At 39.9% G+C, this 24,073-nt stretch carries 11 protein-coding genes; 4 read left to right on the top strand and 7 right to left on the bottom strand.

The window, feature by feature from the left end:
* Positions 1-288: 288 nt before the first annotated feature.
* The 7 genes from EHW67_RS08190 to EHW67_RS08160 all read right to left on the bottom strand — a co-directional run bounded on the left by EHW67_RS08190 (position 289) and on the right by EHW67_RS08160 (position 18,040).
* Positions 289-5,328, bottom strand: coding sequence for a carbohydrate-binding protein (locus EHW67_RS08190; protein ID WP_126161894.1), 5,040 nt, complete (start codon positions 5,326-5,328; stop codon positions 289-291).
* Between the two features lie 417 nt (positions 5,329-5,745).
* Positions 5,746-7,401: a M1 family metallopeptidase gene (locus EHW67_RS08185; RefSeq protein WP_126161893.1), complete on the bottom strand. Its 1,656-nt coding sequence runs from the start codon at positions 7,399-7,401 to the stop codon at positions 5,746-5,748.
* 110 nt (positions 7,402-7,511) lie between these two features.
* Positions 7,512-9,062, bottom strand: a complete 1,551-nt coding sequence (locus EHW67_RS08180; protein ID WP_126161892.1) for a sulfatase family protein — start codon at positions 9,060-9,062, stop codon at positions 7,512-7,514.
* A 215-nt stretch (positions 9,063-9,277) separates the two neighbouring features.
* Entirely contained in the window at positions 9,278-10,870 is a 1,593-nt protein-coding gene (locus tag EHW67_RS08175; protein ID WP_126161891.1) for a sulfatase-like hydrolase/transferase, read from the bottom strand.
* A gap of 204 nt (positions 10,871-11,074) precedes the next feature.
* Positions 11,075-12,526: a SusD/RagB family nutrient-binding outer membrane lipoprotein gene (locus EHW67_RS08170; protein ID WP_126161890.1), complete on the bottom strand. Its 1,452-nt coding sequence runs from the start codon at positions 12,524-12,526 to the stop codon at positions 11,075-11,077.
* Positions 12,527-12,567: 41 nt separating this feature from the next.
* Entirely contained in the window at positions 12,568-15,921 is a 3,354-nt protein-coding gene (locus EHW67_RS08165; protein WP_126161889.1) for a SusC/RagA family TonB-linked outer membrane protein, read from the bottom strand.
* A gap of 532 nt (positions 15,922-16,453) precedes the next feature.
* A complete protein-coding gene (locus EHW67_RS08160; RefSeq protein WP_126161888.1) occupies positions 16,454-18,040 on the bottom strand; it encodes an L-serine ammonia-lyase, iron-sulfur-dependent, subunit alpha in 1,587 nt (528 codons plus the stop codon).
* A 240-nt stretch (positions 18,041-18,280) separates the two neighbouring features.
* Between EHW67_RS08160 and EHW67_RS08155 the strand changes: the two genes are divergently transcribed.
* From EHW67_RS08155 to EHW67_RS08140, 4 genes are all read left to right on the top strand, one after another.
* The gene (locus EHW67_RS08155; RefSeq protein WP_126161887.1) at positions 18,281-19,162 is read left to right on the top strand and encodes an AraC family transcriptional regulator; all 882 of its coding nucleotides are present in this window, start codon (positions 18,281-18,283) and stop codon (positions 19,160-19,162) included.
* A gap of 39 nt (positions 19,163-19,201) precedes the next feature.
* The gene (locus tag EHW67_RS08150; RefSeq protein ID WP_126161886.1) at positions 19,202-20,065 is read left to right on the top strand and encodes an AraC family transcriptional regulator; all 864 of its coding nucleotides are present in this window, start codon (positions 19,202-19,204) and stop codon (positions 20,063-20,065) included.
* Positions 20,066-20,290: 225 nt separating this feature from the next.
* A complete protein-coding gene (locus tag EHW67_RS08145; RefSeq protein WP_126161885.1) occupies positions 20,291-22,528 on the top strand; it encodes a S9 family peptidase in 2,238 nt (745 codons plus the stop codon).
* Positions 22,529-22,609: 81 nt separating this feature from the next.
* A complete protein-coding gene (locus tag EHW67_RS08140) occupies positions 22,610-24,010 on the top strand; it encodes an aminopeptidase P family protein (protein ID WP_126161884.1) in 1,401 nt (466 codons plus the stop codon).
* The last annotated feature ends 63 nt before the right edge of the window (positions 24,011-24,073 follow it).

The raw sequence follows: 24,073 nt of genomic DNA, 5'->3' as shown, positions 1-24,073 counted from the left end.
TAAATAAGTAACATTTTGAACGTAAGAACAAATTATAGTTTTGGTTTTCTGATAACAATTTAGTTGGAAAAGTATCCGCAATTATCGGGCCTAATTCTTTTCCCGTTTTATAAAACCACAAAGAGATTATTGCTCCACAACCATAATTTTAAATCATCTTGTTCCTTGGTCTTAGTTGTGCATAAATTGTTCATACTTCTCTTTGGTTAACGTATGGTTTATTTACGCAAAAAAAAACAAGGGCTGCGTGAACCCTTGTTTTTATAAATTTATGTGTTGTCCAGTGGTTTATTTCTTTATTATTTTCTTTAAAACAACACTTCCCTCATTATTATAAACGTATACAATATAAAGCCCCTTTGCAAGGGATTGTAGATCTATTACATGCTGATGCTTCATAGTATTATTACTGAGAATAAATCGGCCTGTATAATCGTATAGCTCTATTCTGCTTTCACTTTCTTTATTTACTATTGTTACAAATTCCGTTACGGGATTAGGATACACATCAACAGCTACTTCATTTAATTCGGGGGAAATAGGATTATCCTCCGCTATGGACTTTTCAGCTGTGAATACTTTATTTGCTGCCAAATTATTCTCTGGCTCTACGCCCCAAACCAAGCTATTGTCTACGTACAATGCAATCTTTTGGTTCGATTCATAATTTCTGGTATCTATATAGGAATAGTCGTCCGTTTCATCAAAACTGCTCCAATCGGTTTTGTGCAAACGGCTGCGTATTTCTCCCGTACCACTCAGACTGTGGAGTGTGTCGTTACTATTGAATGAAACTTCCAGGTACTTATTGGTACCGTCTTTGGAGTCATGCACGATTCCCACAATACTATTTTCACCCATTTTTGCCCAATCTACTATGAAATTAATATCCTGGGAACCCTCTGGTGTAAACCAATATTTCAATGTGATTGAAGAAAGAGGTATAGCAGTATTACCTGTATTTTTTATCTGAAAATGGGGTTTAATTTGATTATCCGATGATTTCACAGGATTACCAGGTTTGTACTCCGCTACTAAGGATGTACTGGCTTCCTCTATTTCAGGTTCTTCCCCCCAAATAAGTGCTCCATCTTTATATATGGTAATTTGTTCATTTTCTATAAAGTTATTGGAAGGCTTATAGGAGTAATCATCTGTTTCATCAAAATCTGTCCAGTCGCTTTTCGCAAAACGGGTTTGAATGATACCGGTACTGGATTGCGTGTTTAGTTCTATTCCACCTGTAAATGAAAGTTCTAAATAGGTTAGGCCACCAGACCTAGGCGGAGAACTGTTTTCAAATTGGGCCGAAATATTTTGATTGCCAATTTGGGCATAATCGCACCAAAAATCCAACGAAGCATAATCTTCTGCAGTAAACCAGTAGCGAACAGTAAGATCATCCAAGTTGATGGTATCTGCACCAAGGTTAACAATTTCCAGATCTGCTTGAATGCTATTATTCGTGGCAGAACCTTTGTTTTGTGATATCAATTGAAGGTCAAGGCCGGTCAAATCAAATTTTATCCAGTTCAAGTTAAGCAAATTAGAATCCCCTCCCTCAAATTCGAACCTGAGTGATTGTACCCCTGAGGCAAGTTTTAGGTATGTTGTAATTGTTTGCCATGGTTCATCGTCATTTGCATCTGGAACAGCCACTTCTTCATAGCTTCCGTCATCTTTACGGAGAATGATGCTGCTAGCTGCAACTAGGGGAGAAATTCGCAAGGACACATTATAAACACCTGAAGATTGCACATCCAGATCAAATGATATATAATCCCCATGATCTATAGTTCCAATTTGTTCGCCGCCATCCAAGTCTAATGTTGGTTGCACTTCAACTCCTGATTGGAGGAAGTAATCCTCTGCTTCAATAGTTGTGGAATTCTCAATAATTATTGGTTGTTTAAGGAACTGCAACCAGTTTATTTTAAAGGCATTGCTTTCGGCTCCTTTAAAAGTCAGATAATAGTTGTCTTCTCCCTCAAGGGAAGGGAATTCGGTTTTAAGTGTTTCCCAGGAATTTTCAGAGCCGGTATTGGGAACTGCAACGGTAGTAACGAGCTCACCGTTATAAGCGCCCTTTCGTATTTCTATCATTCCATTATCAACAGTACTTGCAATACGTAATATTATACTACCCGCTTCAGAAAGATCTAAACTGTTGAAAGCGATCCAGCCCCCATCATTAACGTGTAAATCTAGATCACCATCCACATCTGTTGTGGGGACTTCTTCAGCACTGTTGGCTAGGAAATAGTCTTCTGCTTCAATTCTTGAATACGGATCAATATCGGCAAACGGCAGCTCTCGTTTAAAATAGAACTTTACATCACTAATACTGTTCCAGTCATCGGTTTCATTTCCACGACCAATAATCTTTACATAACGTGCTTTTCTAGAAATAGAATACGTATCAAAAGAAGCGGTGGTTTTGGTGCTAGATAAGTCTTGTTTTACAGCTAGAAAGGTTTGATTGTCCCTAGAAACTTCTATATCAAAATAATCGAACCTTGTTTGTCCATTTTCAAAGTTAATTCCTAGGTCACATAGTTCATAAACTTCTCCTAGATCGTAAAGCAGGTATTCGCCCTTGCCTTGAGCGGTCCATGCTGTAGCCGGGTCATTGTCCAAAGTGTTTTCTGGGCTCGTAGCTGAACTGGATATAACTGAAAGTGGTTTAATTTCTAGGCAGGATGTATTTTCCTCTTCTGGTCTGCCGTCAGGGAAGTACAGGTCTAAAATACTTTGTATTTGATCTACAGCTGCCTGCCCTTCTGGTTCATTATAACCATCCCACCACTTTTTAAAGAAGCCTGGGTAGTAACTTTGCGCAGTATGATTAAAATAGGAACTATTTTGAATTCTATTTTCAGAATAATCTACCAATCCAAAATCCCTAAAAGCCGTGTTATCCATAGGGACTATGGTTTTGTAATATGATAATTGATCATATATGGCAGTAGATTTTTTTAAGTTACTGTTTTGTATCGCTGTTTCCAAGCTGCTATTATCATCTGGATGAATACCCCAAAAATGAATAAGCGGTCGCAAATCGTAACCCGCTGCCTGGGACATTCTTAGCAGTCGGTCATCGGTAGGTACAGCATTGACATTGGCCGAATAATCTATTTCCCCTTTCTCGTAACTTTCACTTGTGTTGGCATAAAATTGCTCCAAGGCTTCCCAGTTAAAAAGTCGTACTAAATCGGCATATTTTGCATGGCCTCTTGGTTGATAGGAGAGCTCTTGACGATATTGTCCTGTTTGGGTACTCATAGGGTTCCCATTTCTAAAATTTTCGGTTATCATCCAACTAATGGCTGCTTCTTCAAGAGTGTGCGATAAACCGTAACCGTTGAACGATTCTTCAAAAGCCTTGTTCAACTCTACTCCAAATTTTTTGTTATGAACAGCTACCCATAGGAAATTAACAAAAGACTCAATTTCACCTTTAAATTTATAGACCTTTTCTGCGTGACCCTGTTCGTGGAACAATACATTGGTTAAATATCCTCTTTCATGTCTTGGGCCGTTGATTAGGTAGTTGTTGTAGTATCCGCCATAATCTTTATAAGGGTTGTAAGAAACGTTTGATTGTGGGTATCCGGGGAAGTTGGCGCTCCCCCTTTTTATGACATCTACCTGCATGTAGATAACTGTCTTGGATCTAAGGAGAGGCCTTCCTAGAAGTGTAGAAATAGCGTCCATGGACATATCCCAATCATTCATGGCCGTTTCAATATCGTCATATGCATAAATCCATGATGTGGGCACCTGCATCATTACTTTGTCCGTTTCAATATCTGTCCAAGGGGCACCACGTAATCGTTCTACGTTCAACCAATCGCTGAGGCTTGTTTGATTGGCTGCGGTTCTCGCATAATACGGGGAACGAACCACATTTTCCAGGGTAATATTAAGGATGCCCAAATCTTTTTGATATGGTACATTTATGTAAACACCCCCTCCCAATGGATTGGCAATCGTAGTTGTTGTACTATTTATTTCGTATTTGGTAGTCACCCTATCCATTCTTTTAATGGTCGATTTCTTTGATAAATCCCAAGTATGTGCCCCTACTAATATGGTTGCGCCTATACCAACCAATGAGGACGGAACGGTGACTTTTGCAACACTTCCCGGTGCTAAATAACAGCCTGTTGGCCGCCTTGCATCCTCGGTTTCATAATTAGCTTGTGTACCTGGTTTGCGTACATGTGTTCCATTGATTTTTATGGTAAAACTTTGTGAAGGATCAGCAGGTTGTGCAACCGCTCCTGGGAAATAAGAGGAGGTTTTAAATAACCTATTGTTGAATAATTGAGGGTATGCGCTTAGGTTAGCTTCAGTGTAGGAATGATCTAAAACAGATTGCATTAATACAAGCATTAAATTCTCTAACTCATAACCCGATGCTGTTCTACTAAAACCTCCTTTGGTTGTAGTACCTGTGGTAAACAATCCTCCAAATTGGGATTCATATAATTCAATTACCTCCAACCCTTGATTGATAACATCATAATTGTCTGTAAACAATATATTGTCCATAGCAATAGCATTGCCTACTGCCTTTAAATCGGCTGCTGATAAAGTAGCGGTACCCAAAATATGGTTTTTAACTTTTTCCAACTCAACCAAAAGTTGGGAATTATCTGTTACAATAAAGTTGGATACGCCAAATAGATAGGCATCATCATAGGCGTCATAGTAGTTAGTGTTATCATAGGTGCCTACAGATTTGGAACCATTCCAAGTTTTTATGGAAGGGCGGGCATTACTGGCATTGGTCCATTCAATATACATTACCCCGTTATGAAATCCTGCGAATCTCCAATATTTAGGAAAAACAACTACGTCTCTTAGGTGTGCAAACGTACTTATTGTAGTACCGTCCCAAGAAACAATTTCACTGTTTTCTACAGCCGAACCGAAGTATAAAATAGCATTGTCTGCACCTCCCAATTTCCAATTGGTGGGGTCTGGGAAAATTGAAGATAAATTGCCATAATTACTTCTGGTTTTTGTTTTGTTGTCCCAAATATCTATTTGCCCATAATTGCTAGATGTCATATCTGTAATCTGAAAGTAATAATTGGACCCATCCAGAGCTAATAATTCCCACCCTTCAGTTTTGTCAAAAGCGGCATTAACGTCAATATTTTCCCTTAAGGAATTGCTGGATTGTTGATATACATCTATTTGTCCAAATGTGCTTGAAGTGCCATTGGACTGTTCAAAAAAAAGGTCCTGGGCAAAAACAGATGATGTTATTGCGAGCAGATACAAGGTTAATAACTGTTTACATGGTAGTTTTTTTTGCATAATTAAAGATTGATTAAAATGGTTATTTTTAAATGTTTCTACTGTAAGAATTATGTATTCATGTCAGAAAATTCATGTTATCTGTACAATAATAATTTAATAGAATAGAAAACGAGCGTAACTTTTTTGCCAAACACTATACTATTTTAACAAAATAGGATCAGGAGAGTTTGCTGTATTCATATTTGAAGAAAACAACATCAGCAATTAGTGAAGATGTATAATCAAAATATGATTTTGGTATTTGTGAAGAAACCTTTGTTGGATAAGAACCTGCAACTATATAAGTCGGTACTTGCCCTAAAGTCCGTACTCATTGGAGCACGGAACATTAAATAGGCAAAGACCGACTACGGTTAACAGAGTTGTGGTATGGCAAGTTCACTATTGGCAGGCAAACTTTGTTGTTTGTTATCCTCAATTTTTACGGGTAAAATCCCATTGGGCCAATAGTTTTGTTTCCGGATCCAAATAGATATTCTCCGGTTCGGATTCGCAGGGAATGGAAACCTTTAGCTTGCGCTTGTTCAGTTGTATAATTTCCCTGTGCATAGGGCTGTTTCCATTGGTTAAGATATCCACTTCCAGTGGCATGGTAAAGCTGTATTTTGCTGGCTGCATTTGAGTCAATTCAATTTGGATCATCTTGTTTTTAGAATTATAGCTCCATGTTCCCTTTAGTTTTATATTACCGCCCTGATAAAGCCATTGGTTAAAGAAATGGGTTAGCTCTTTCCCGGAAGCCCGTTCCAGAGCCATCCTAAGATCCTGTGTACTGGCATTGCCATTAAAGTTTCTTTGATAGTAATCCCTTATTCCTTTTTGAAAGGCTTCTTCCCCAATATGATTGCATATCATATGAGTAATCCATGCGCCTTTTTGGTAGGTAAGTCCGGAAGTAACTTCTTTCATATCCGTTAAATTGTCATGTACAATTCGGTAATCCTCGTTGTTTGTGGATAATTTAAAGACAGTATTCCTTGCTTTTTTTAGCTCTTCACGAAAGGCATCCTCTCCATAGGCATGCTTAATAAACCGCATGGTAAAGTAGGTAGTAAGCCCTTCGCTAAGCCACACATCGTCCCAATCGTATTCGGTAACGGCGTTTCCGAACCATTGGTGGGCTATTTCATGGATAACAACATTTCTCCACCTAATACTTCTAGTGCCGTCAACGGATTTATCCCCATAAAATATTGCCGAAGCAGCCTCCATTCCACCACCAACACTATTGGATTGTATATTGGCCAGTTTTTCATAAGCAAAAGGACCAACGTAACTACTAAAATATTCCAAGGCTTGTTTGGTAGGGATGGCAAAGTCATAGAAACCATTTGCCCGGTCTTGTTTGTATACCCAGGTTTGTATGGATTTCCCCTTAAAAGTATCCACGTATTGAACGGCAAATTCAGCAACTCCCAAGGCATAAAGCCAACAAGCAATGGGGACCGATTGTTTCCAGTGGGTTAAACGCTGCCCATTACTTGTGATGCTCTCTTCCAATTTTAGTCCGTTGGAAACTACTTGGTACTTTAATGGTGCAGTGACAATAAATTCGCAACTGGCCTTGTCATAGGGATGGTCTACCGTGGGCAGCCAATTTCTTGCTTTGTTGGGCCAGTTGCCGCTAAAAAACGTTCTGTCACCGTATTTGTTAGGGCCTATTTTTAATCCTGCATTTGGAATTCCCTCATATTCAATTGTGATACTTCGCTCCTCGTCTTTAATACTGGGGGGCATATTAATCAAAAGTACATCGGAATCATGGCTGTACACCAAGGCTTTTCCCTGTGAGCTTACCTGATTTACCTTCATGCCCTTATTGTTCAATTTCTCACTTTTATTGGTCAGGTCCAGACGCAAAGTTTGGATGCCATGGGTTTTAAATTTAACCAGTAGGGTAGCGGTAGATTTGATTATGTCGGTATCATCGGATAATGTGATATCAAAGATGTAATGAACAACATCTATATGGGGGTTTTTAGGGTAATTGTCCGCAAAGGATGAATGATGTATGGCCAGAAATATAATGAGCATAAATATCCTATTGATATTCTTTTTCCAATTTTTCATCTTTTATTCTTTTTAGATGGTGAAATCAATAACATGATCAATACTTTGTTTAGCATCAATTATGTAATTGGTTTAAATTTTTTTTGCGGTATTAATGTATGGGTCATAAGTTACAGATTAATGACAGATTCCGTTTCCTTGCTCCTTAACAATAGTTCTGATAACTCATTTACTTTCTGGGGGCGGCTCTCCCATAGATTGGTTGTTTCATATGGGTCGGCGGACAAATCGTATAATTCGCCAATGCTTGTGGTGGTGGCGGTGTTCATAACAGAGGTTGTTCTATTGGTTTCACCCTCTATAAGTTTCCATTTTCCCTTCCGGATAGCGAATTTACCTGTATAGGAGTGAAAAATCCGTACTTGCTGCTCTGCTCCACTAAGTTGTTCCCCTAGGAAAGATGGGAGCACATTGTAGCTGTCTTCCCCTCCAATAGCTGTTGCGCCTGTAAGATTGGAAAATGTTGCAAACATATCGGTTAAGCTAATAACATCATTGCTTACACTTCCTTGTTTTATATGGTCTGGCCATTTGGCTATAAAGGGAATACGATGTCCCCCTTCCCATATGTTGCCTTTGTAGCCTTTAAAATTCCCAGCGGATAGATGACCATTGGCTCCTTTTCTAGGGCCGTTGTCACTGGTAACAATAACTAGGGTATTTTTAGATAGGTTGTAGTGTTCCAAGGTCTCCATGATTTTACCTACGCTCCAATCAACAACGGTAACCAAATCACCTCTGGGGCCTTCCTGGCTTTTTCCTTTTGCAAAATTGGGAGGTAAAAAAGGAATATGCGGAGAGGATAGGGCGAGATAAAGAAAAAATGGTTTATTGCCCTGTGTCTTTTGGGTTTTATCAATAAATGCTGTTGCTTTTTTTGTAAACTCCAAGTCTACATTTTCTTCAGACCAATCTGGTACCATTAGCCCTTTTACCACCCCCGGCAGCACATCCAAGGAGTCTGGAATTAATACGGAAGGATTGCCTACGGTGTGTTTGTTTTCGATAAAAGCGTACGGGGGATCGCTGGTGGAACATCCGAAGGTACCAAAGAAGTAATCAAACCCTAGATCAAGAGGGCCTCCGGAAATGGGTTTAGAGAAATCTATATTTTCCTCATTCTGCTTAACAACACCGGAATAGTCTTCGGAGCTGTTTAAGTCGTCTTGCAATGTATAGCCATTTTTTGTTTGCCAATTCCATCCAACATGCCATTTCCCTATAGCGGCCGATGTATATCCCTTTTGTTTTAGTAAGGAAGCAAGAGTCATTCTATCTTTCTCTATTAGGGAGGGTTCATCATAGCCTAGAAGTACAGCTTTTTTTAATCTGGTTCTCCAACTATAGCGTCCAGTTAAAAGACCGTATCGGGATGGGGAGCAAACCGCGGAGGGACTATGGGCATCAGTGAACATAACGCCCTCTGATGCAAGTTTGTCCATATTTGGGGTTGGTATTGCGGACTCTGGATTGTAATACCCAACATCCCCATAGCCCATATCATCGGCCATAATGAATACAATATTTGGTAATTCCTCAGTAGGTGTCTTGGAATTTTTGGAATTGTTACAGGCAAACAACACAGTTGAAATCAACAATATGCCTACTATTTTATTGGGGTAAAAGTCTCTTATTTTTTCTAAGTTTTTTTTATATATCATACTATTCTTATTTTTTATTTGATGGGCAGAGGTTTTTAATTTTCAATCCCGATTTTTGTGGTAATTACATTGTTCACGGCTATTAGCATTTTTCCTGGGTATTTATCCCTTTCTTTATCCTGATGGGGCAGGTATAGTTTAGAGGTTCTGTTTGCACCTTCAAGTAAATAGCAATTGTGGGGTCTCAATACCACAAAATTCATTATTAGGAGTTCCTACCTAGCCATTATGGCTGATGGATTGGATTGGATGTATCTCTTCCTTTCCTGATTCTTTTCTTCCGAATATTTCGCTGTTTTATGTCTTAATTCACTTAGAATTTTGGAGCCCTCGTATTCACTTATCAAATTGTGCATTTCCCGTGGGTCGTTCTTTAAATTGAACAGTTGTTCATATTCTGGCTTTTTGCTTTTAAAATCTACATCTTTCTCTTCCCAACTCCATTGATGGTGTCCATACATTCTTATGTATTTCCAATCGCCCATTCTTATACCTTCGCTAAAAGGGGTATCCCTGCCAGTAAACAGGCTTTCAAGAAAAAGTTCATTTCTCCATTCCTTTTCAGTACCATTTATTAAAGGTACTAGACTTCTTCCCTGCATATTGGCTGGAGGTTCTATTCCGGCATAGTCCAGAATTGTAGAGGTAATATCAAGACTGGAAACTAAATTGTCTACAGTAATTCCCTTTTTATTTTTGGGTAGCCGAGGGTCATAAATAAAACATGGTATCTTCTCTACCATATCGTACAGAAGTGCTTTTCCGGACATACCATATTCACCCATTAGAAGTCCATGGTCGCTGGCAAAAATAATAATGGTGTTATCGCTCAGCCCCTTTTTTTTCAGGGATTTCATTAAATCCCCAATTACCTTGTCCATCCCCGATATTTGCTGATAATACCGTATGTAATGCTCTTTACAGGATTCCCGGCTATAATCGTAAATGTAGGTACCCGTGGCCCTTCCTTTACTTTGGTCCATAATATTTTTTGGAATATTTACATAAGGATCTGTACCTGTTTCAGCGGGAATAGTAATTTTCTCATCCCTGTACATGGTGTCATAAAAAGGTCTGCCTTTTAATTTTGGGTACTCATTTGCCGGAATCCTACATTTAGCGGCCAATTCATTATCCGGGTACATGGATACCATTTGGCTACCATGTGGAACCGAAAAGCTGACTGATAAGCTGAAGGGCTTGTCCTCGGGAATTTCTTCAAGGAATTCCTCAATTTTCTCGCCCATAATGGGGGTGATAATATCTTCTTTTGCGTTGGCATACTCCTCACAATTCTCAAGTTCTTTTGGCCAAAATTCCGCCCATCCGTCATGAGCGCCCCAATAGTCAAATTTTTCGAAAGCCTTACTTTTAAAGGTGTAATATTCTACCCCAAACTTGCCAACAAACCCAGAATGGTAGCCGTTGGACCTAAGTAGTTGGGGGTATGTTTGCATCCATTGTTCCTCCGTTAATTGGAACTTGGTTGAAAATCCAACACCATGGACCCGTTCATACATTCCGGTAAAGAAAGATACTCTACTGGGACTGCAAACTGGAGCGGCAATATAGGTATTTTTAAATCTGACTCCCTTTTTTATTAATCTATCGGCATTAGGTGTTTTTATTGTAGGGTGATCCATGGCGCCAAAAGTATTGTCGCGTTGATCATCACTTAAGAGAAAGATAATGTTCGGTTTCTTCTTTGTTTGATTTTCTTGTTCGTCCTTTTTAAAGGAAACACTATAGGTCCACAATATAACTAGTCCAATGCAAAGTATTAATGGTGTAGAGTTATTCAACTTCATTATCAAGGATTTTGTTATCTGTATATTTTTAAGCTTGGCAATGGGATGATTAGCTTAATCAAAAATAGTAGCAATGAAAAAATCCATTGCTACTATTGACTCATAAAACAACTTACTTAAACAAGCATTGAACAACACAAGGTATAGGGACTTAGGTAATTCATTGCTCTATCTTTAAAAGGTATTAATATTATTTTTCGCTGTTTAGTTTACATCCCACCAAACTCCGGCACCAAACTTTTCATCTATGATTCCGGGTTGTGCACTTATAGCCGCATTAAATCCTTCAGGATTGGATATGGCCTCGGTGTATGGGTAAGGTTTTCTTTTGATGGTTCCTTTTCCAGGGAAGAGGTTTTCTACTGGTTCTGTTGTGGCTACATAAACTGGATAACCTGTTCGGCGTACTTCTGCCCAGCCTTGTGCAGCATCTGGGTATAGGGCACACCACTTTTGTTCGCCTATCAACTCACGTTGATCTACTCCTCCGTTGAAATCAACAAGCGGTTCGGAAAGATAGGTGCTAGCATCTAAACCGTATTCTTCAAAGCTGGCAGTGATTGCGGCTTCATAAGCTTCTTGGGCAGTCATTCCAACATTCCATCCATTTAGGGCGGCTTCCGCAAGAATAAAAAGTACCTCGGAATATCTCATTATCCTTGTGGGTGAATCGGCTGAGCGAAACTCGGCCACTCCCATGATAGAAAGATCCTGTGTACTTTGACCTAAGGTTCCAAGTGGTAGTCCTACATATTCACCGCTGCTAGCAGCTGGTTCTGCATAGACGGCGAGCCTATCCAGGTCATTTCTTGTTTTTAAGAAATCTACCATATAGGCCGAAGTTACGTTCTGTTGCTGGGCCGCCGTGGTTGGATCCATATAATATGGGCTGCGATAGGTGGCATCTTCTGGTAGCCAATATTTAAAGGCAGCACTTTCATTGGAGTCGATTATAGGATAGGTACTAGGGTCGGCCATTATTTCTTCTATTCCATTTTGGGCAGTTGTTGGATCTACCAAGGACATACGCATATAAACACGTAACAAAAGGGAGTTGGCGAATTTTTTCCACATGGTCATATCACCATCAAAAACTACATCGGCCGTACCCATACTTTCAGAGGTATCTATCATGGCGTTGGCGGCCTTTAATTGTACTATGATATCGGCGTAGATGCTCTCCTGTGAATCATAAGCGGGATATATAATGGGGTTATCCTTATCATCGGCTTTTAGGGCTTCGAAATAAGGAATATCACCGTACCAGTCGGTTAAATTTTGAAAGGCATATGCTTTCATTATTTGGGCAACTGCAATAGCATTGTTGTCCTCTGCGGCTACCGCAAGATCTATAGCTTGCTGTAGGTTTTTTAGGTGTCCACTATAAGCATTAAAATTGGTATTGCTACCAGTAATTCCGTAGCGGTCAACATCTACGTATACATCGCGTACATTATACCTGGTCCAGGTAGCCTCATTATTGAGTATAGGGTTGTAGGCTTGCAAAATGCTGATTTCCGCATTGGTAATCAATGTATTGTAAGGTACGGAAGTCAGGTCGTTCGGACTGGTGTTCATTTCTTCAAAATCCTCTGTACAACTAAATAACAGGGAACTTAGGGTAATTGCTGATAATAGTTTTATATGTATGTTCATCTCATGTTAAGTTTAAGATTACAATGAATAAATTTTAATTTTTAAAAAGTAAATTTTGCCCTGAAACCTACATTTCTAGCAGATGGATTGGACGCAAATTCTGATCCCTGTGAGGATAAGCTGGCATCTCTATTGGAAACTTCTGGGTCAAAATTTTCATTTTTCTTGTACAGTAAAGCAAGGTTTCTTCCGAAAACCGAAAGATCCACGGCTTTAAGTCCTAATTTGCTGATCAAAGTTTTGGGTAAAGAATAGGACAATGTGATTTGTCTAAGTTTTACATAAGAGGCGTCATATAACCATCGTTCTGCCCTGGCAAAGGAATTCCACCTAAAGCCATCCAAGTCTTTGTATACTGTATTGGGAGTGCCGTCTTCAAATACCCCGTCAAAAAGGTATCCACCGCCGTCTTCTAGAGGGTCACGTACATTAACACCATTCGGATTTAGTCCAACCGTGCTGGTTAAAGCTCCTGTGGCCCAACCATCCTGGTTGGTCCTAGAATACACATCCCCGCCCATTTTGGCATCTATTAGTACACTTAGGTTAAAATTCTTATAAGAGAAGGAGTTGTTTAGTCCTCCAAGCCAGTCTGGCATAATGTTTCCCAGTTTTTTTACATCACTGGTCAGTGGCACCCCGTCGGCATCCACAATAGGTTTTCCGTTCTCGTGATAAACGAAACCTTTGCCCCACATTTCACCATATTCACCACCTACCTCGGCTACAACGGTTATCTGATTGCCTTCAGCTGTATACAGTTCTAAGCGTTCTACATCGCCATTCAAGGCTATTATCTTACTGGTGTTTTTGGCATAGTTCGCAGTAATATCCCAAGAGAAATTGTCGGTCTTTATTGGGGTTCCGGTAAGTATCAATTCTACACCCTCATTATTCACTTGGCCCGCATTGATTATCTGGGTGCCGTATCCCGAGGTGGGAGTAAGAGGTGCGCTCAATATTTGATTTTTGGCAATGGACTGATAAAGGGTTAGGTCTAACCCGATTCTATTGTTTAAAAATTTCAAATCCAAGCCCAATTCCTTGGAAGTAATAAGTTCGTTTACCAAGTCTGCCGCTGGCATAGTGGAACTTAAACTAAATGATGCGTTGTCCCCATAAGGCGTAGAGGCGTTATAGGTAGCATCCAGTCTGTAAGGATCAGTATCATTACCTACTTGGGCAATACTTAAACGAGCCTTACCAAAACTTAGGAAATTTCTATCGGTTTTAAAGGTTTCGGAAAATATCCAACTGGTAGTGGCCGAAGGGTAGAAGTAGGAATTGTTGCCCGTAGGTAATGTGGAAGACCAATCATTTCTACCTGTTAAATCCAAGTATAATTGACTCTTGTAGCCTAATGAAACGGAAGCAAAGGCGCTTTGGATTTCTTTTTCCCTTTGATAAAAGGTTGTTGTTGGTGTTTCTTTGGCATTGGACAAAGAGTAAATGTTTGGTACTACCAATTTGTTTACCGATGATGTTTGTAATCTATATTGGTTGTTCATAACATTGGCCCCCAAATTAGCTGTCAATGACAGGTCATCGGTAATATTCTTAACAGCGGAAAGCAAAACATCAGCATTTATTTCTTGTCTAAAGTAGTTGCTTACTGCGTACCTTCCTTCGGTGTCGTTTAGTCCGTAATACGCTCTGATAAGTTCAACTTGTTCATTGGAATAATCTATACCAGCCCTTGTGGACAGACTTAACCAGTCGTTAAATTGATATTTAATGGAGCTGGACCCGATGAATCTGTTTTTAGTCTGTGGGTTAAGGTTCTTGTATTGGATCCAATAGGGGTTGTTGTGCCATCTACTGATCCAGCTAATCTGTGTGCCATCGGGATTTTCTACGTTGTTTTTTAGATAATCCCAATCTACTTGCCTTGCAGTCCATATGGTTTGCATACCTATATTGTTAAAGGTATAACCGGATCCATTCAGATTACCATTGGAATTGATAAAGGAACCTTTGGCTTCAAAAGAAAGTTTGTCCGTTAGATTAGCCTTACCGGAAAAGTTGATCGTATTTTTAACTTGATCGGTATTGGGAACCATTCCAGTTTGATCGGAATTGGTTATGGATAGTCGCATATTTCCCCATTCGCCACCGTTGGTTAAGGAAACATTGGTAACTCTTGTTATTCCTGTGTCATAGAAGTTTTTAATGTTATCCGGATTAGAAACCCAAGGGGTGGGGGTGCGCTCTCCAGTTACAGGGTCAACAGGGGAATTAAATTGGGGAAGCGTTAGGATTTCGCCTGGGGTTTGTGGAAAACCTGCTTCAATGGCCCAGTATAATTTTCCGCCTGGAGCAATATCCTCTGCTTGGACAACATAATCCAATCGTGGACCAAAACTTTCATCCACACCGTCATTTTTCCCTCCGTTCAGACCGTCTTCATACCAGAATTGTTGTCCGCCCCCTTGTCCGTACTCATTTTGGTAGTCAGGAAGTAGAAAGGGGTTACTAAAGGTTGTTGAATTTTCAACAGATACGGAAAAGCCTTTGCCTTTCCCGGATTTAGTGGTGATCAATATAACTCCATTAGCACCTCTAGATCCATAAAGTGCGGCAGCATTACCACCTTTAAGGACAGTCATTTCAGCAATATCGGAAGGGTTGATATCGGCAGCGCCATTACCCATATCGGTAAAATCATATCCTCCCCTACTACTGGAAACAATGCTGTTGTCTATTGGGACACCGTCCACAACAAAGAGAGGCTGGTTGTTGCCGGTAAGGGACTGGTTTCCTCGAATGGTAATCCTGGAAGATGCTCCTACGTTGCCATTGGAACTGTTGACAAATACCCCGGCCGATTTACCTGCCAAGGCGTTAACAACATTGGTTTCGGCGGTGTTCTTTATATCGTCGCCAGAAAGTTCCTGTACTGCATATCCTAGAGCCTTCTTCTCCCTTGTTATACCAAGGGCAGTTACTACAACCTCATCCAATTGTGAGGCATCTTCCTCTAAAGTAACGGAAAGGTTTGTTTGTCCTGATAGGCTTATTTCCTTGCTTACAAATCCTAAATAGGAAACTACCAATACGGCATTTTCATTTGATACAGTAATGGAAAATTTCCCGTCAAAATCGGTTTGTGTCCCATTGGCTGTTCCTTTTTCCAATACATTGGCACCAGGTAATGGCAGGCCATTGTTGTCCAAAACAACTCCACTGACCTGTTGTTGCGCTTCGGTCAGTGTGCTATAAGATGCTAAATCCTTGATGTTCAAAGATTCCTTGTGGACTTTGGTGTCCGAGGCATGGGCTACGCCGCAGGGTAGGGTAACCATTGCACTTAATAGAAGTGTTAAGGACGGCTTTAAGACCATGTCCAATTTAAACTTCCGGGGTAATTCGTTGTTAAGCTTTTTGCTTTTTTTCATACCATAAAATGTTTAATGTTAGATAATGTTCCTTGGTTGTCTAGTTGTTGTATTGCATTGCCATGATCATAAATTGCAATAGATAAGCTTTTTTTAATGAGCCCTTTGGTTGGTGAAATCTTAATTGTTGTCTCCAGAAAAGCAAGGCCCTTTTTTAATTCGAAAGTCGGATCCCAACGGGATGTTGTTTCTCCTAGAAGTTCCCTTAGGAATAACCAAAAGAGGGGGCTTTATTAAACTTAATTTAAGAATGGATTAAAGTTACTGTTTTGGTGCGCTTGGAATCGCCAGTATTTTAGCGTATCTGTATACTATATTAACAAAAGGTTAAGAAGTGTTTTGGAGGGGTAAATACCTGTTAAACAGGGGGTGAATTTTAAATTGGCAATCGGTGTAGTTTGTATTTGTTGTTTACAAAATAAACAAAGGGCAAAAACTTTAAATCCCTAAAAAGTTGATGCCCTTTGTGTATTTGGTGGTAAAAATATTGACTGGCCAGTGGTGAAATTACTGGGTTGGGATTTGCGATAAATTAGCAAGACTTATAGGAGATCTTGCTGGCGGCAGATTTGTTTTTGTGCAGTCCTGCTTCAATTTTCTTAGCAGTTTTGGTAATTGCCAACCCTCCCAAGCCTGTACAGCGTAAGGTATGGGGAATAGCGTCTCCAACTCTTTTCATGGTGTCTATAACCTCGTCCAGCGGAATAACTTGGTCGTAATTGGATAAGGCCATATTGGCACAGGAGATGGCTGTGGAGGCGGCCATTACATTTCTGTTCAGGCAGGGGGCTTCAACCCTGTCCGCCACCGTGTCACATATTAGGCCCAAAGAACTCTGCAATGCCATGGAAGCTGCTGCAAGAGATTGGGACAGACTTCCATCCTTTAAAACAACCACGCCTGCGGCGGCCATACCGGAAGCCGACCCGCATTCGCCCATGCAGCCGCCAACTTCGGCCGAGAAGGTGGCATGGGCCGTAATAAACACCCCTATTAATCCGGCTGCCATCATGGCTTGTACCATTTGGTCCCTGGAAAGCCCAAGGGTGTTGGCAGTACCTATTATGGTTCCTGGTAGTGCACCGCAAGAACCAGCTGTAGGGGCAGCTACAATAACCCCCATAGAACTTTTTATTTCCATCATGGAGGAGGTGTACATTATGGAGTTGTTCAGTACATCACCAGGTACTAGTTTCTTTTCTTCCTTATTTTTTTTGAATACTAAGGATTGACTCCCCAATATTCTGTCGTCATAATGTGTCCCTTTGAGTCCTAGGTTTATGGAGTTCTCCATGGTATCCACTATACGGCCCATTTTCTCCATTACTTCTTCCTTGGATATATTCCCTCTCTGGCTTTCGTAATCGGCAGCCAGCTCCCATAGGTTCATGTTTTTGTCCTTATTGTATTCCAGTAGCTCTTCCACGGTTATAAAGGGCACGGAAAGATTTTTTCTCGATTTAATAGGGAGTACGGGGTCTAGCGTCCGTATTTTTTTGATGGAGTCCAAGGAGGAAATTTTTTCTATAAGTTCCTTTTGGTTTATTTCATTTGATTGAATCGCGACAAAATTTTTGGCCCCTTGGTGAAGCGATACTTCTCCAAGGTTCATTTTTGAAATGGGTTCCACAAGCTCTTCAGCTGTATCACTATAAAGTAAGGTTATATTGAAGTCGCCCATCATGGAAACCGGACTTTGGTCTATCTCTATGATTTCTATCATGCCTCCACCGGTAGAAAGGCCGATAACCTGATGGGTCTCGCTTTTGTTCTTTAAGGTGATTTTGTAGGTGTTTGGATGATTGGCACCAATAGGGTGGATGTCTATTTTTATTTTTATACCGGAGTTTCGGATGTGCAACTCATAATCCTTTAGTCGCTCGTCATCTGCTTCCCATCCCAGTAGTCCGCCAAAAAGACCCATGTCCGACCCTTGACCACTGTGAGTGGTGGCAAGTGATCCATTAGGGTCAAATTCTATATAAACCTCCTCCAGATCATTGTTCATTATGTCCCTGCAAATTCTGCCAATCCGTAGGGCGGCAGCACAATGGGAACTGGATGGCCCTCTCATTACAGGACCAATTACATCATTAAAAATACTGGGATATGACTTCATGATTATGTTTGTTACGGGGTTTTATAAACTAATTTATTTATTTCGGATTATGTTGACGAATGTGCGAATTTAAATTCTTATTTGATAAGGTGTATTTTCTTAATTCAGCAAAAGTTTAGTGGGTTAATTACCTATTTTTCAAATCTATGTAATTTGGTGAATTTTTTTGTATCAAATCATAGCCGAAGTTAAGACTTTTTTTGTAAATTGACTTTTTAATGTTGAATTAATAAGTGGTTTATGTTAAATCCTATTGCTTTTAAGGTGCCAATGCAGAACAATATGTCTGTGCGTGTTGAGGAATGCAAGGATAAACATGATTATGATTTGGTCCATTTCCATGAAGAATGCCAACTTACCTGTATAATTATGGGAAAAGGTTCTCTTTTGGCAGGAACCGGAACTTATGAGTTTTTGCCGGGAGAGGTATACTTGTTCGGCAGCAACATGCCCCATGGTTTTATATCCCATGACCGTGAAGATGAAGTGGAATCGGAAATTAGACCCAGTAAAATCAGTGTTTTTTTTAAAAGGGATGCTTTTGATTCAATGTTTGTCCAAAATCCGGAAACAGCGGAAATCAAAACTTTATTGGACAACGCTTCCCTTGGATATAGATTAACTGGCCAGAATTCTGTGGATGTACTATCCAAGATCCAAAATTTGGTGGACTTGGATGGTTTTGACAGGGTGTTGGGGTTGCTGCAAATCTTGGATGCCATTTCCAAGAGTAAGGTAGGTCATTACCTTTCCGATGAACGTGAGATTGGAAAAGGCTTTGTTGATAAGGATATTCTCAGGATCAATGAGATTTTTGCTTATACCGAATCGCATTTTCAGGAAAAAATAAGCTTGTCAGATGTAGCGGGACATTTTAAAATGACGCCTCCTACCTTTAGTAGGTTTTTCAAGTCAAGAACACAAAAAACATATATACAGTTTTTAATTGAAATGCGGATCTCCAAGGCCTGTGAATTTATAAAAAAGGGTACCTATAATACTACCGAGAGTTGTTTTAATTCGGGATTCACCAATATATCCAGTTTTCATCGACATTTTAAGAATATAGTGGGCATGACACCTACGGAGTATAAACTCCGCGTTTCCTCCAATTATAACTAACAAAGTCTATTTTAAGAATCAATTATTAATCCATATCATATGAACGCACAGCCCTATAATGTTTCATTACCCAAGAGCGGGACGCCGGTGGTGGAAAAGTGGAATGTAAGTAAGTTTTATCCGCAAATTCATTTTCATAAGGAATTTCAGATTACCATGATTCAAGAGGGAAGCGGACATCTTTTTGTTTCGGATAAGGTGGTTCCCTATGAAAAAGGGGATGTGTATTTCTTCGGTAGGGATTTGCCACATGCATTAAAGACCTCTGATGCTGCTGAGGGTAATGTCCATGGGGGATCTAAGGCTATCTCCTTATTTTTTGATCAGGATAAGGTCAAGGAGTCCCTGCGAAATGTACCGGAGGCCTATCGGATCAATAAACTGTTGGATTCCTCCCATTATGGTATTAAGGTTAAAAGGGATAGTGCACTTTATTTGGCCAATTATATTCAGGAGCTTACTTTAAGTTCAGGGTTAAGTAGGTTTTTGTTGTTTTTAAAGTTATTAAATGAAGCCTCAAGGGACAATAATGTGACGGTGTTGTCCTCCAAGGCGGCCCCCAGCAAAATAGGGGTAGAGGAAGATCCTAAAATTGCAAAGATTTGTGCATATGTTAAAGAGAACTACAGGGATTTAATAACCCTTTCCACAATTGCCGAATTGGCCCATATGTCCCCAACCGGATTTTGTAGGTTTTTTAAGGCCAAGACCAAGAAAACATTTTCTCAATACTTGACGGAAGTTAGGATTGGTAGCGCTTGCGAACTCCTGCATAATAACGATTACAGTATTTCTGACTGTGGTTATGGAAGTGGATTTAATAACCTTTCCAATTTTCATAAACACTTTAAAAAATATACAGGTATGTCCCCTATGGAATATCGCTCCAATTTTAATAATTAAAAATGTGGCAAGCTGCTTGTTAGGTGTATTCCAAGTGTATATATGTGCGCCAAGCCAAATTCTTTGGACGGACTCTAAAATAGTATCACCATTTGCTAAAATGTGCAATAGGCCCTGAATAGGGTCTTTGTAATATTGTTGCGTTATAAAAATCATGAGCTTTTTAATGAAACGGAGTCATGATTTGGATTAATAAAAAATAGTGTTTAGAATAAAATAAAAGTTATGAGAAAAGGGATTTTGGGAAGCATACTTTGCTTTTTATTTTTTATTGGTACGGCCCAAGCACAAAAAGGGGCCGAGTTGAAGTTACAGGATGTATATAAAAAGAATATTTACGGACAAAAGGGATTTGGTCCTGTCCGCTGGATGAAGGACAACAAGGGGTATTCCACACTTGAGGTAAACAAAGAAATTGGAGGTAGGGATATTGTACGCTACGATGCCAAAAGTGGCGCTAGGTCTGTATTGGTTTCCGCTTCCAAATTAATTCCGGAGAACGAAAACACGCCTATTACCATTTCAGATTATCAATGGTCCCTAGATAATAATAAACTCCTTCTTTTTACCAATACCCGTAAAGTTTGGAGGTACCATACCCGTGGAGATTACTGGGTGTTGGATTTGAAAACCAACAAATTGACCAGGTTAGGTAAATCCTTGCCCACGGCAACCTTAATGTTCGCTAAATTTTCCCCGGACGCTTCCAAGGTGGCCTATGTGAGCGAATTGAATATTTATTCAGAGGATCTGCAAAGCCATACCATAAAACCATTGACCACGGACGGTGGTGACAATATTGTTAATGGTACTTTCGACTGGGTGTATGAAGAGGAATTAAATTGTAGGGACGGCTTTAGGTGGAGTCCTGATGGAAAAAATATTGCTTATTGGCAATCCGATACCAAGGATGTTGGGACATTTTATATGATCAACAATGTAGATTCCATTTATTCAAAACCTATTCCAATGCCTTATCCAAAGGTAGGAACAGAACTTTCTACGGTTAAGGTAGGGGTAGTATCGGTTGATCATGGCAAAACAAAATGGTTCAAAGTTCCCGGTGATGCCAAGAACAATTATTTGGCCCGTATGGATTTTATCCCCAATTCCAATGAGGTAATGATCCAACAGTTAAACCGTAGGCAAAATACCAATATGGTTTATATTGGTGATATCCATACTATGGAACTCACTAATATATTGACCGAAAAGGATGATGCTTTCTTGGATATACATGACGATGTACGTTGGTTGGATAATGAAAAGTACTTTACTTGGTCTAGTGAGCGGGACGGTTGGTTACACCTTTATAAAGTATCCAGGGATGGCAAGGAGATTAAGCCAATAACAAAAGGAAATTTTGATGTGGTCAAGATTAACTGTATTGATCCTAAGGGAGGGTATGTGTACTATATTGCTTCACCGGATAATTATACACAAAGATATTTATACAGAAGTCGTATAGACGGAAAGGGAAAAGCCGAAAGGATAACACCAGCTGACCAATCGGGTCAGAGTTCCTATCAAATATCCAATGACGCAAAATGGGGAATACAAATATTTCAAAATGCTGTTACCCCACCAATATATTCTTTGGTGAGCTTGCCTAATCATAAGGAAAGAAGAGTATTGGAGGATAATAAGGAATTGAAGGAAAGGTATGACGCTTTGGAATTAAATCCAAAGGAGTTTGTTAAGGTAGATATAGGAGATGAGGTGCTTGATGCTTGGATGATAAAACCTAAGGATTTTGATCCTAACAAAAAATACCCCTTGTTGTTTTATGTTTACGGTGAGCCGGCAGGTTCTACAGTGCAGGACAATTGGGGCGGAGGAAGTCTATGGGATCAATATATGGCCCAACAAGGGTATATTGTTATGAGTGTGGACAACCGTGGTACCAAAACACCTAGGGGCAATAAATGGCGCAAATCCATTTATGGTCAGATCGGGATTTTGGCTTCAGAGGACCAAAGTAAGGCAGCCAAGGCAATATTGGGAACCTATGACTTCTTGGATTCCAAGAGGGTAGGGATCTGGGGATGGAGTGGCGGTGGCCAAATGACCATGAACTGCTTGTTTAGATATCCAGAAATCTATTCGTCTGGATTGGCAGTTTCTTTTGTATCCGATCAAAGACTGTATGATGCTACCTATCAAGAAAGATATATGGGGTTATTGGAAGATAACGCAAAAGGATATCACGATGGTTCTCCTATTAACTTTGCGCAAAACTTGGAAGGGAATCTAATGATCATTCACGGAACAGCAGATGATAACGTGCATTATCAAAGTTTTGAAATGCTTGTCAACAGACTGATAAAGCATAACAAAATGTTTGATATGATGTCTTACCCAATGCGCGCCCATTCTATATATGAAAGGGAGAACACCTCGTATCACCTTAGGCAGACAATGGAACGTTATTGGAAAAATAACTTACCCGCTGGTGGAAAATAGTATATTCGGTCTATATACAGGGAATTAAAGGAGCAATATCATTAATTTTGGGATTTATAATCCAAAACAATAAAAGGTACCATGTTTTTAACGGAAGAATATAAAACGAGAAGGAAAAAGTTAAAGGAGTTAATGGGGAGTGGTGTACTTCTATTCTTAGGGAACGGGGAATGTGGCATAAATTTCAAGCACAACACCTATCCTTATAGGCAGGATAGTACCTTTATATATTTCTTTGGGCTGCAATTAGCGGGATTGAACGCAATAATTGATCTGGATAACGACACCGAAATTATATTTGGTGATAATCTATCTATAGATGATGTTGTTTTTACCGGCCCCATAAGGTCCTTGGAGGAACAAGCCAATGAAGTAGGGGTTAGTAGTGTGAGCCCTTCCAAAATGCTGGAGGAATATCTAAGCGCTGCAAATGACAAGGGACAGCAGATTCACTTTTTACCTCCTTATCGACCAGAACATATTTTGAAATTATCGGAGTTATTGAATTTGCCATCGGATGAAGTTTCAAAAAATGTATCGGCAGAATTTATAAAAGCAGTGGTAAAACTACGATCTATAAAGTCTGATGCCGAGATTGAAGAAATTGAAAAAGCGGTACATACTACGGCAGAAATGCATTATAAAGCCATGGAAATGGCCGAAGCAGGATTAACAGAAGCCGATTTGTTTGGGGCCGTTCAGAATATTGCCATGGCCAATGGTAATAACACCTCATTTCCTTCAATAATTACTATTAACGGACAAATTCTGCATAACCATTACAGGGGGAACCTCCTAAAAGAAGGGGATATGGTGCTATGTGACTGTGGGGCGGAAAACTTTTCGGGCTATGCAGGAGATATGACACGGACTTTCCCCGTGAACAAAACCTTCAGTGCCAAGCAGAAAGAAATTTATGATATAGTCTATAAGTCTTACAAAACAGCTGCAGAAATGCTAAGACCTAAACAATTGTTTAGGGATGTGCATCTAGCTGCCTGTAAGGAAATAGTAGTTGGGCTAACGGAATTGGGCTTAATGAAGGGAGACCCGGATAAGGCTGTTGAAGCTGGAGCCCATACGATGTTTTTTCAGTGTGGATTGGGGCATATGATGGGATTGGATGTTCATGATATGGAGAATTTGGGAGAGCAATATGTGGGGTATACCGATGAATTAAAACAAAGCAAGGAGTTTGGGTTTAAATCCCTTCGAATGGGCAGGGCCTTGGAAGAAGGTATGGTTCTAACAGTGGAGCCCGGTATTTATTTTATCCCGGAATTGATGGAGCTTAGGAAGAGCGAAAATAAATTTATGGATTTTGTCAACTATGAACGGTTGGAAGAATACAAAAATTTTGGAGGTATTCGTATAGAAGATGATTTCTTGATCACCAATGACGGTAGTCGTATACTAGGCCCTAAATTACCTACTACCTCAGAGGAAATAGAAGAATTTAGAAATTCGAAAAAACGCCTATAGAAGTTTATTGGCACAGTGGGTATCTCTAACCCTCCTTTGGAATATACATACTTACTGTGCCAA

This window comes from Arenibacter aquaticus (genome assembly GCF_003957295.1).
Lineage (GTDB): Bacteria > Bacteroidota > Bacteroidia > Flavobacteriales > Flavobacteriaceae > Arenibacter > Arenibacter aquaticus.
The sequence above is the reverse complement of the archived record's forward strand: the minus strand, read 5'-3'. Positions and strand labels throughout refer to the sequence as shown.

What these genes read in the sequence shown, in the direction of transcription:
- EHW67_RS08160 (WP_126161888.1), bottom strand. Translation starts at nt 18,040, where the DNA reads ATGAAGTCATATCCCAGTATTTTTAATGATGTAATTGGTCCTGTAATG.
- EHW67_RS08170 (WP_126161890.1), bottom strand. Translation starts at nt 12,526, where the DNA reads ATGAACATACATATAAAACTATTATCAGCAATTACCCTAAGTTCCCTG.
- EHW67_RS08155 (WP_126161887.1), top strand. Translation starts at nt 18,281, where the DNA reads ATGTTAAATCCTATTGCTTTTAAGGTGCCAATGCAGAACAATATGTCT.
- EHW67_RS08190 (WP_126161894.1), bottom strand. Translation starts at nt 5,328, where the DNA reads ATGCAAAAAAAACTACCATGTAAACAGTTATTAACCTTGTATCTGCTC.
- EHW67_RS08180 (WP_126161892.1), bottom strand. Translation starts at nt 9,062, where the DNA reads ATGATATATAAAAAAAACTTAGAAAAAATAAGAGACTTTTACCCCAAT.
- EHW67_RS08175 (WP_126161891.1), bottom strand. Translation starts at nt 10,870, where the DNA reads ATGAAGTTGAATAACTCTACACCATTAATACTTTGCATTGGACTAGTT.
- EHW67_RS08165 (WP_126161889.1), bottom strand. Translation starts at nt 15,921, where the DNA reads ATGAAAAAAAGCAAAAAGCTTAACAACGAATTACCCCGGAAGTTTAAA.
- EHW67_RS08150 (WP_126161886.1), top strand. Translation starts at nt 19,202, where the DNA reads ATGAACGCACAGCCCTATAATGTTTCATTACCCAAGAGCGGGACGCCG.
- EHW67_RS08145 (WP_126161885.1), top strand. Translation starts at nt 20,291, where the DNA reads ATGAGAAAAGGGATTTTGGGAAGCATACTTTGCTTTTTATTTTTTATT.
- EHW67_RS08185 (WP_126161893.1), bottom strand. Translation starts at nt 7,401, where the DNA reads ATGAAAAATTGGAAAAAGAATATCAATAGGATATTTATGCTCATTATA.
- EHW67_RS08140 (WP_126161884.1), top strand. Translation starts at nt 22,610, where the DNA reads ATGTTTTTAACGGAAGAATATAAAACGAGAAGGAAAAAGTTAAAGGAG.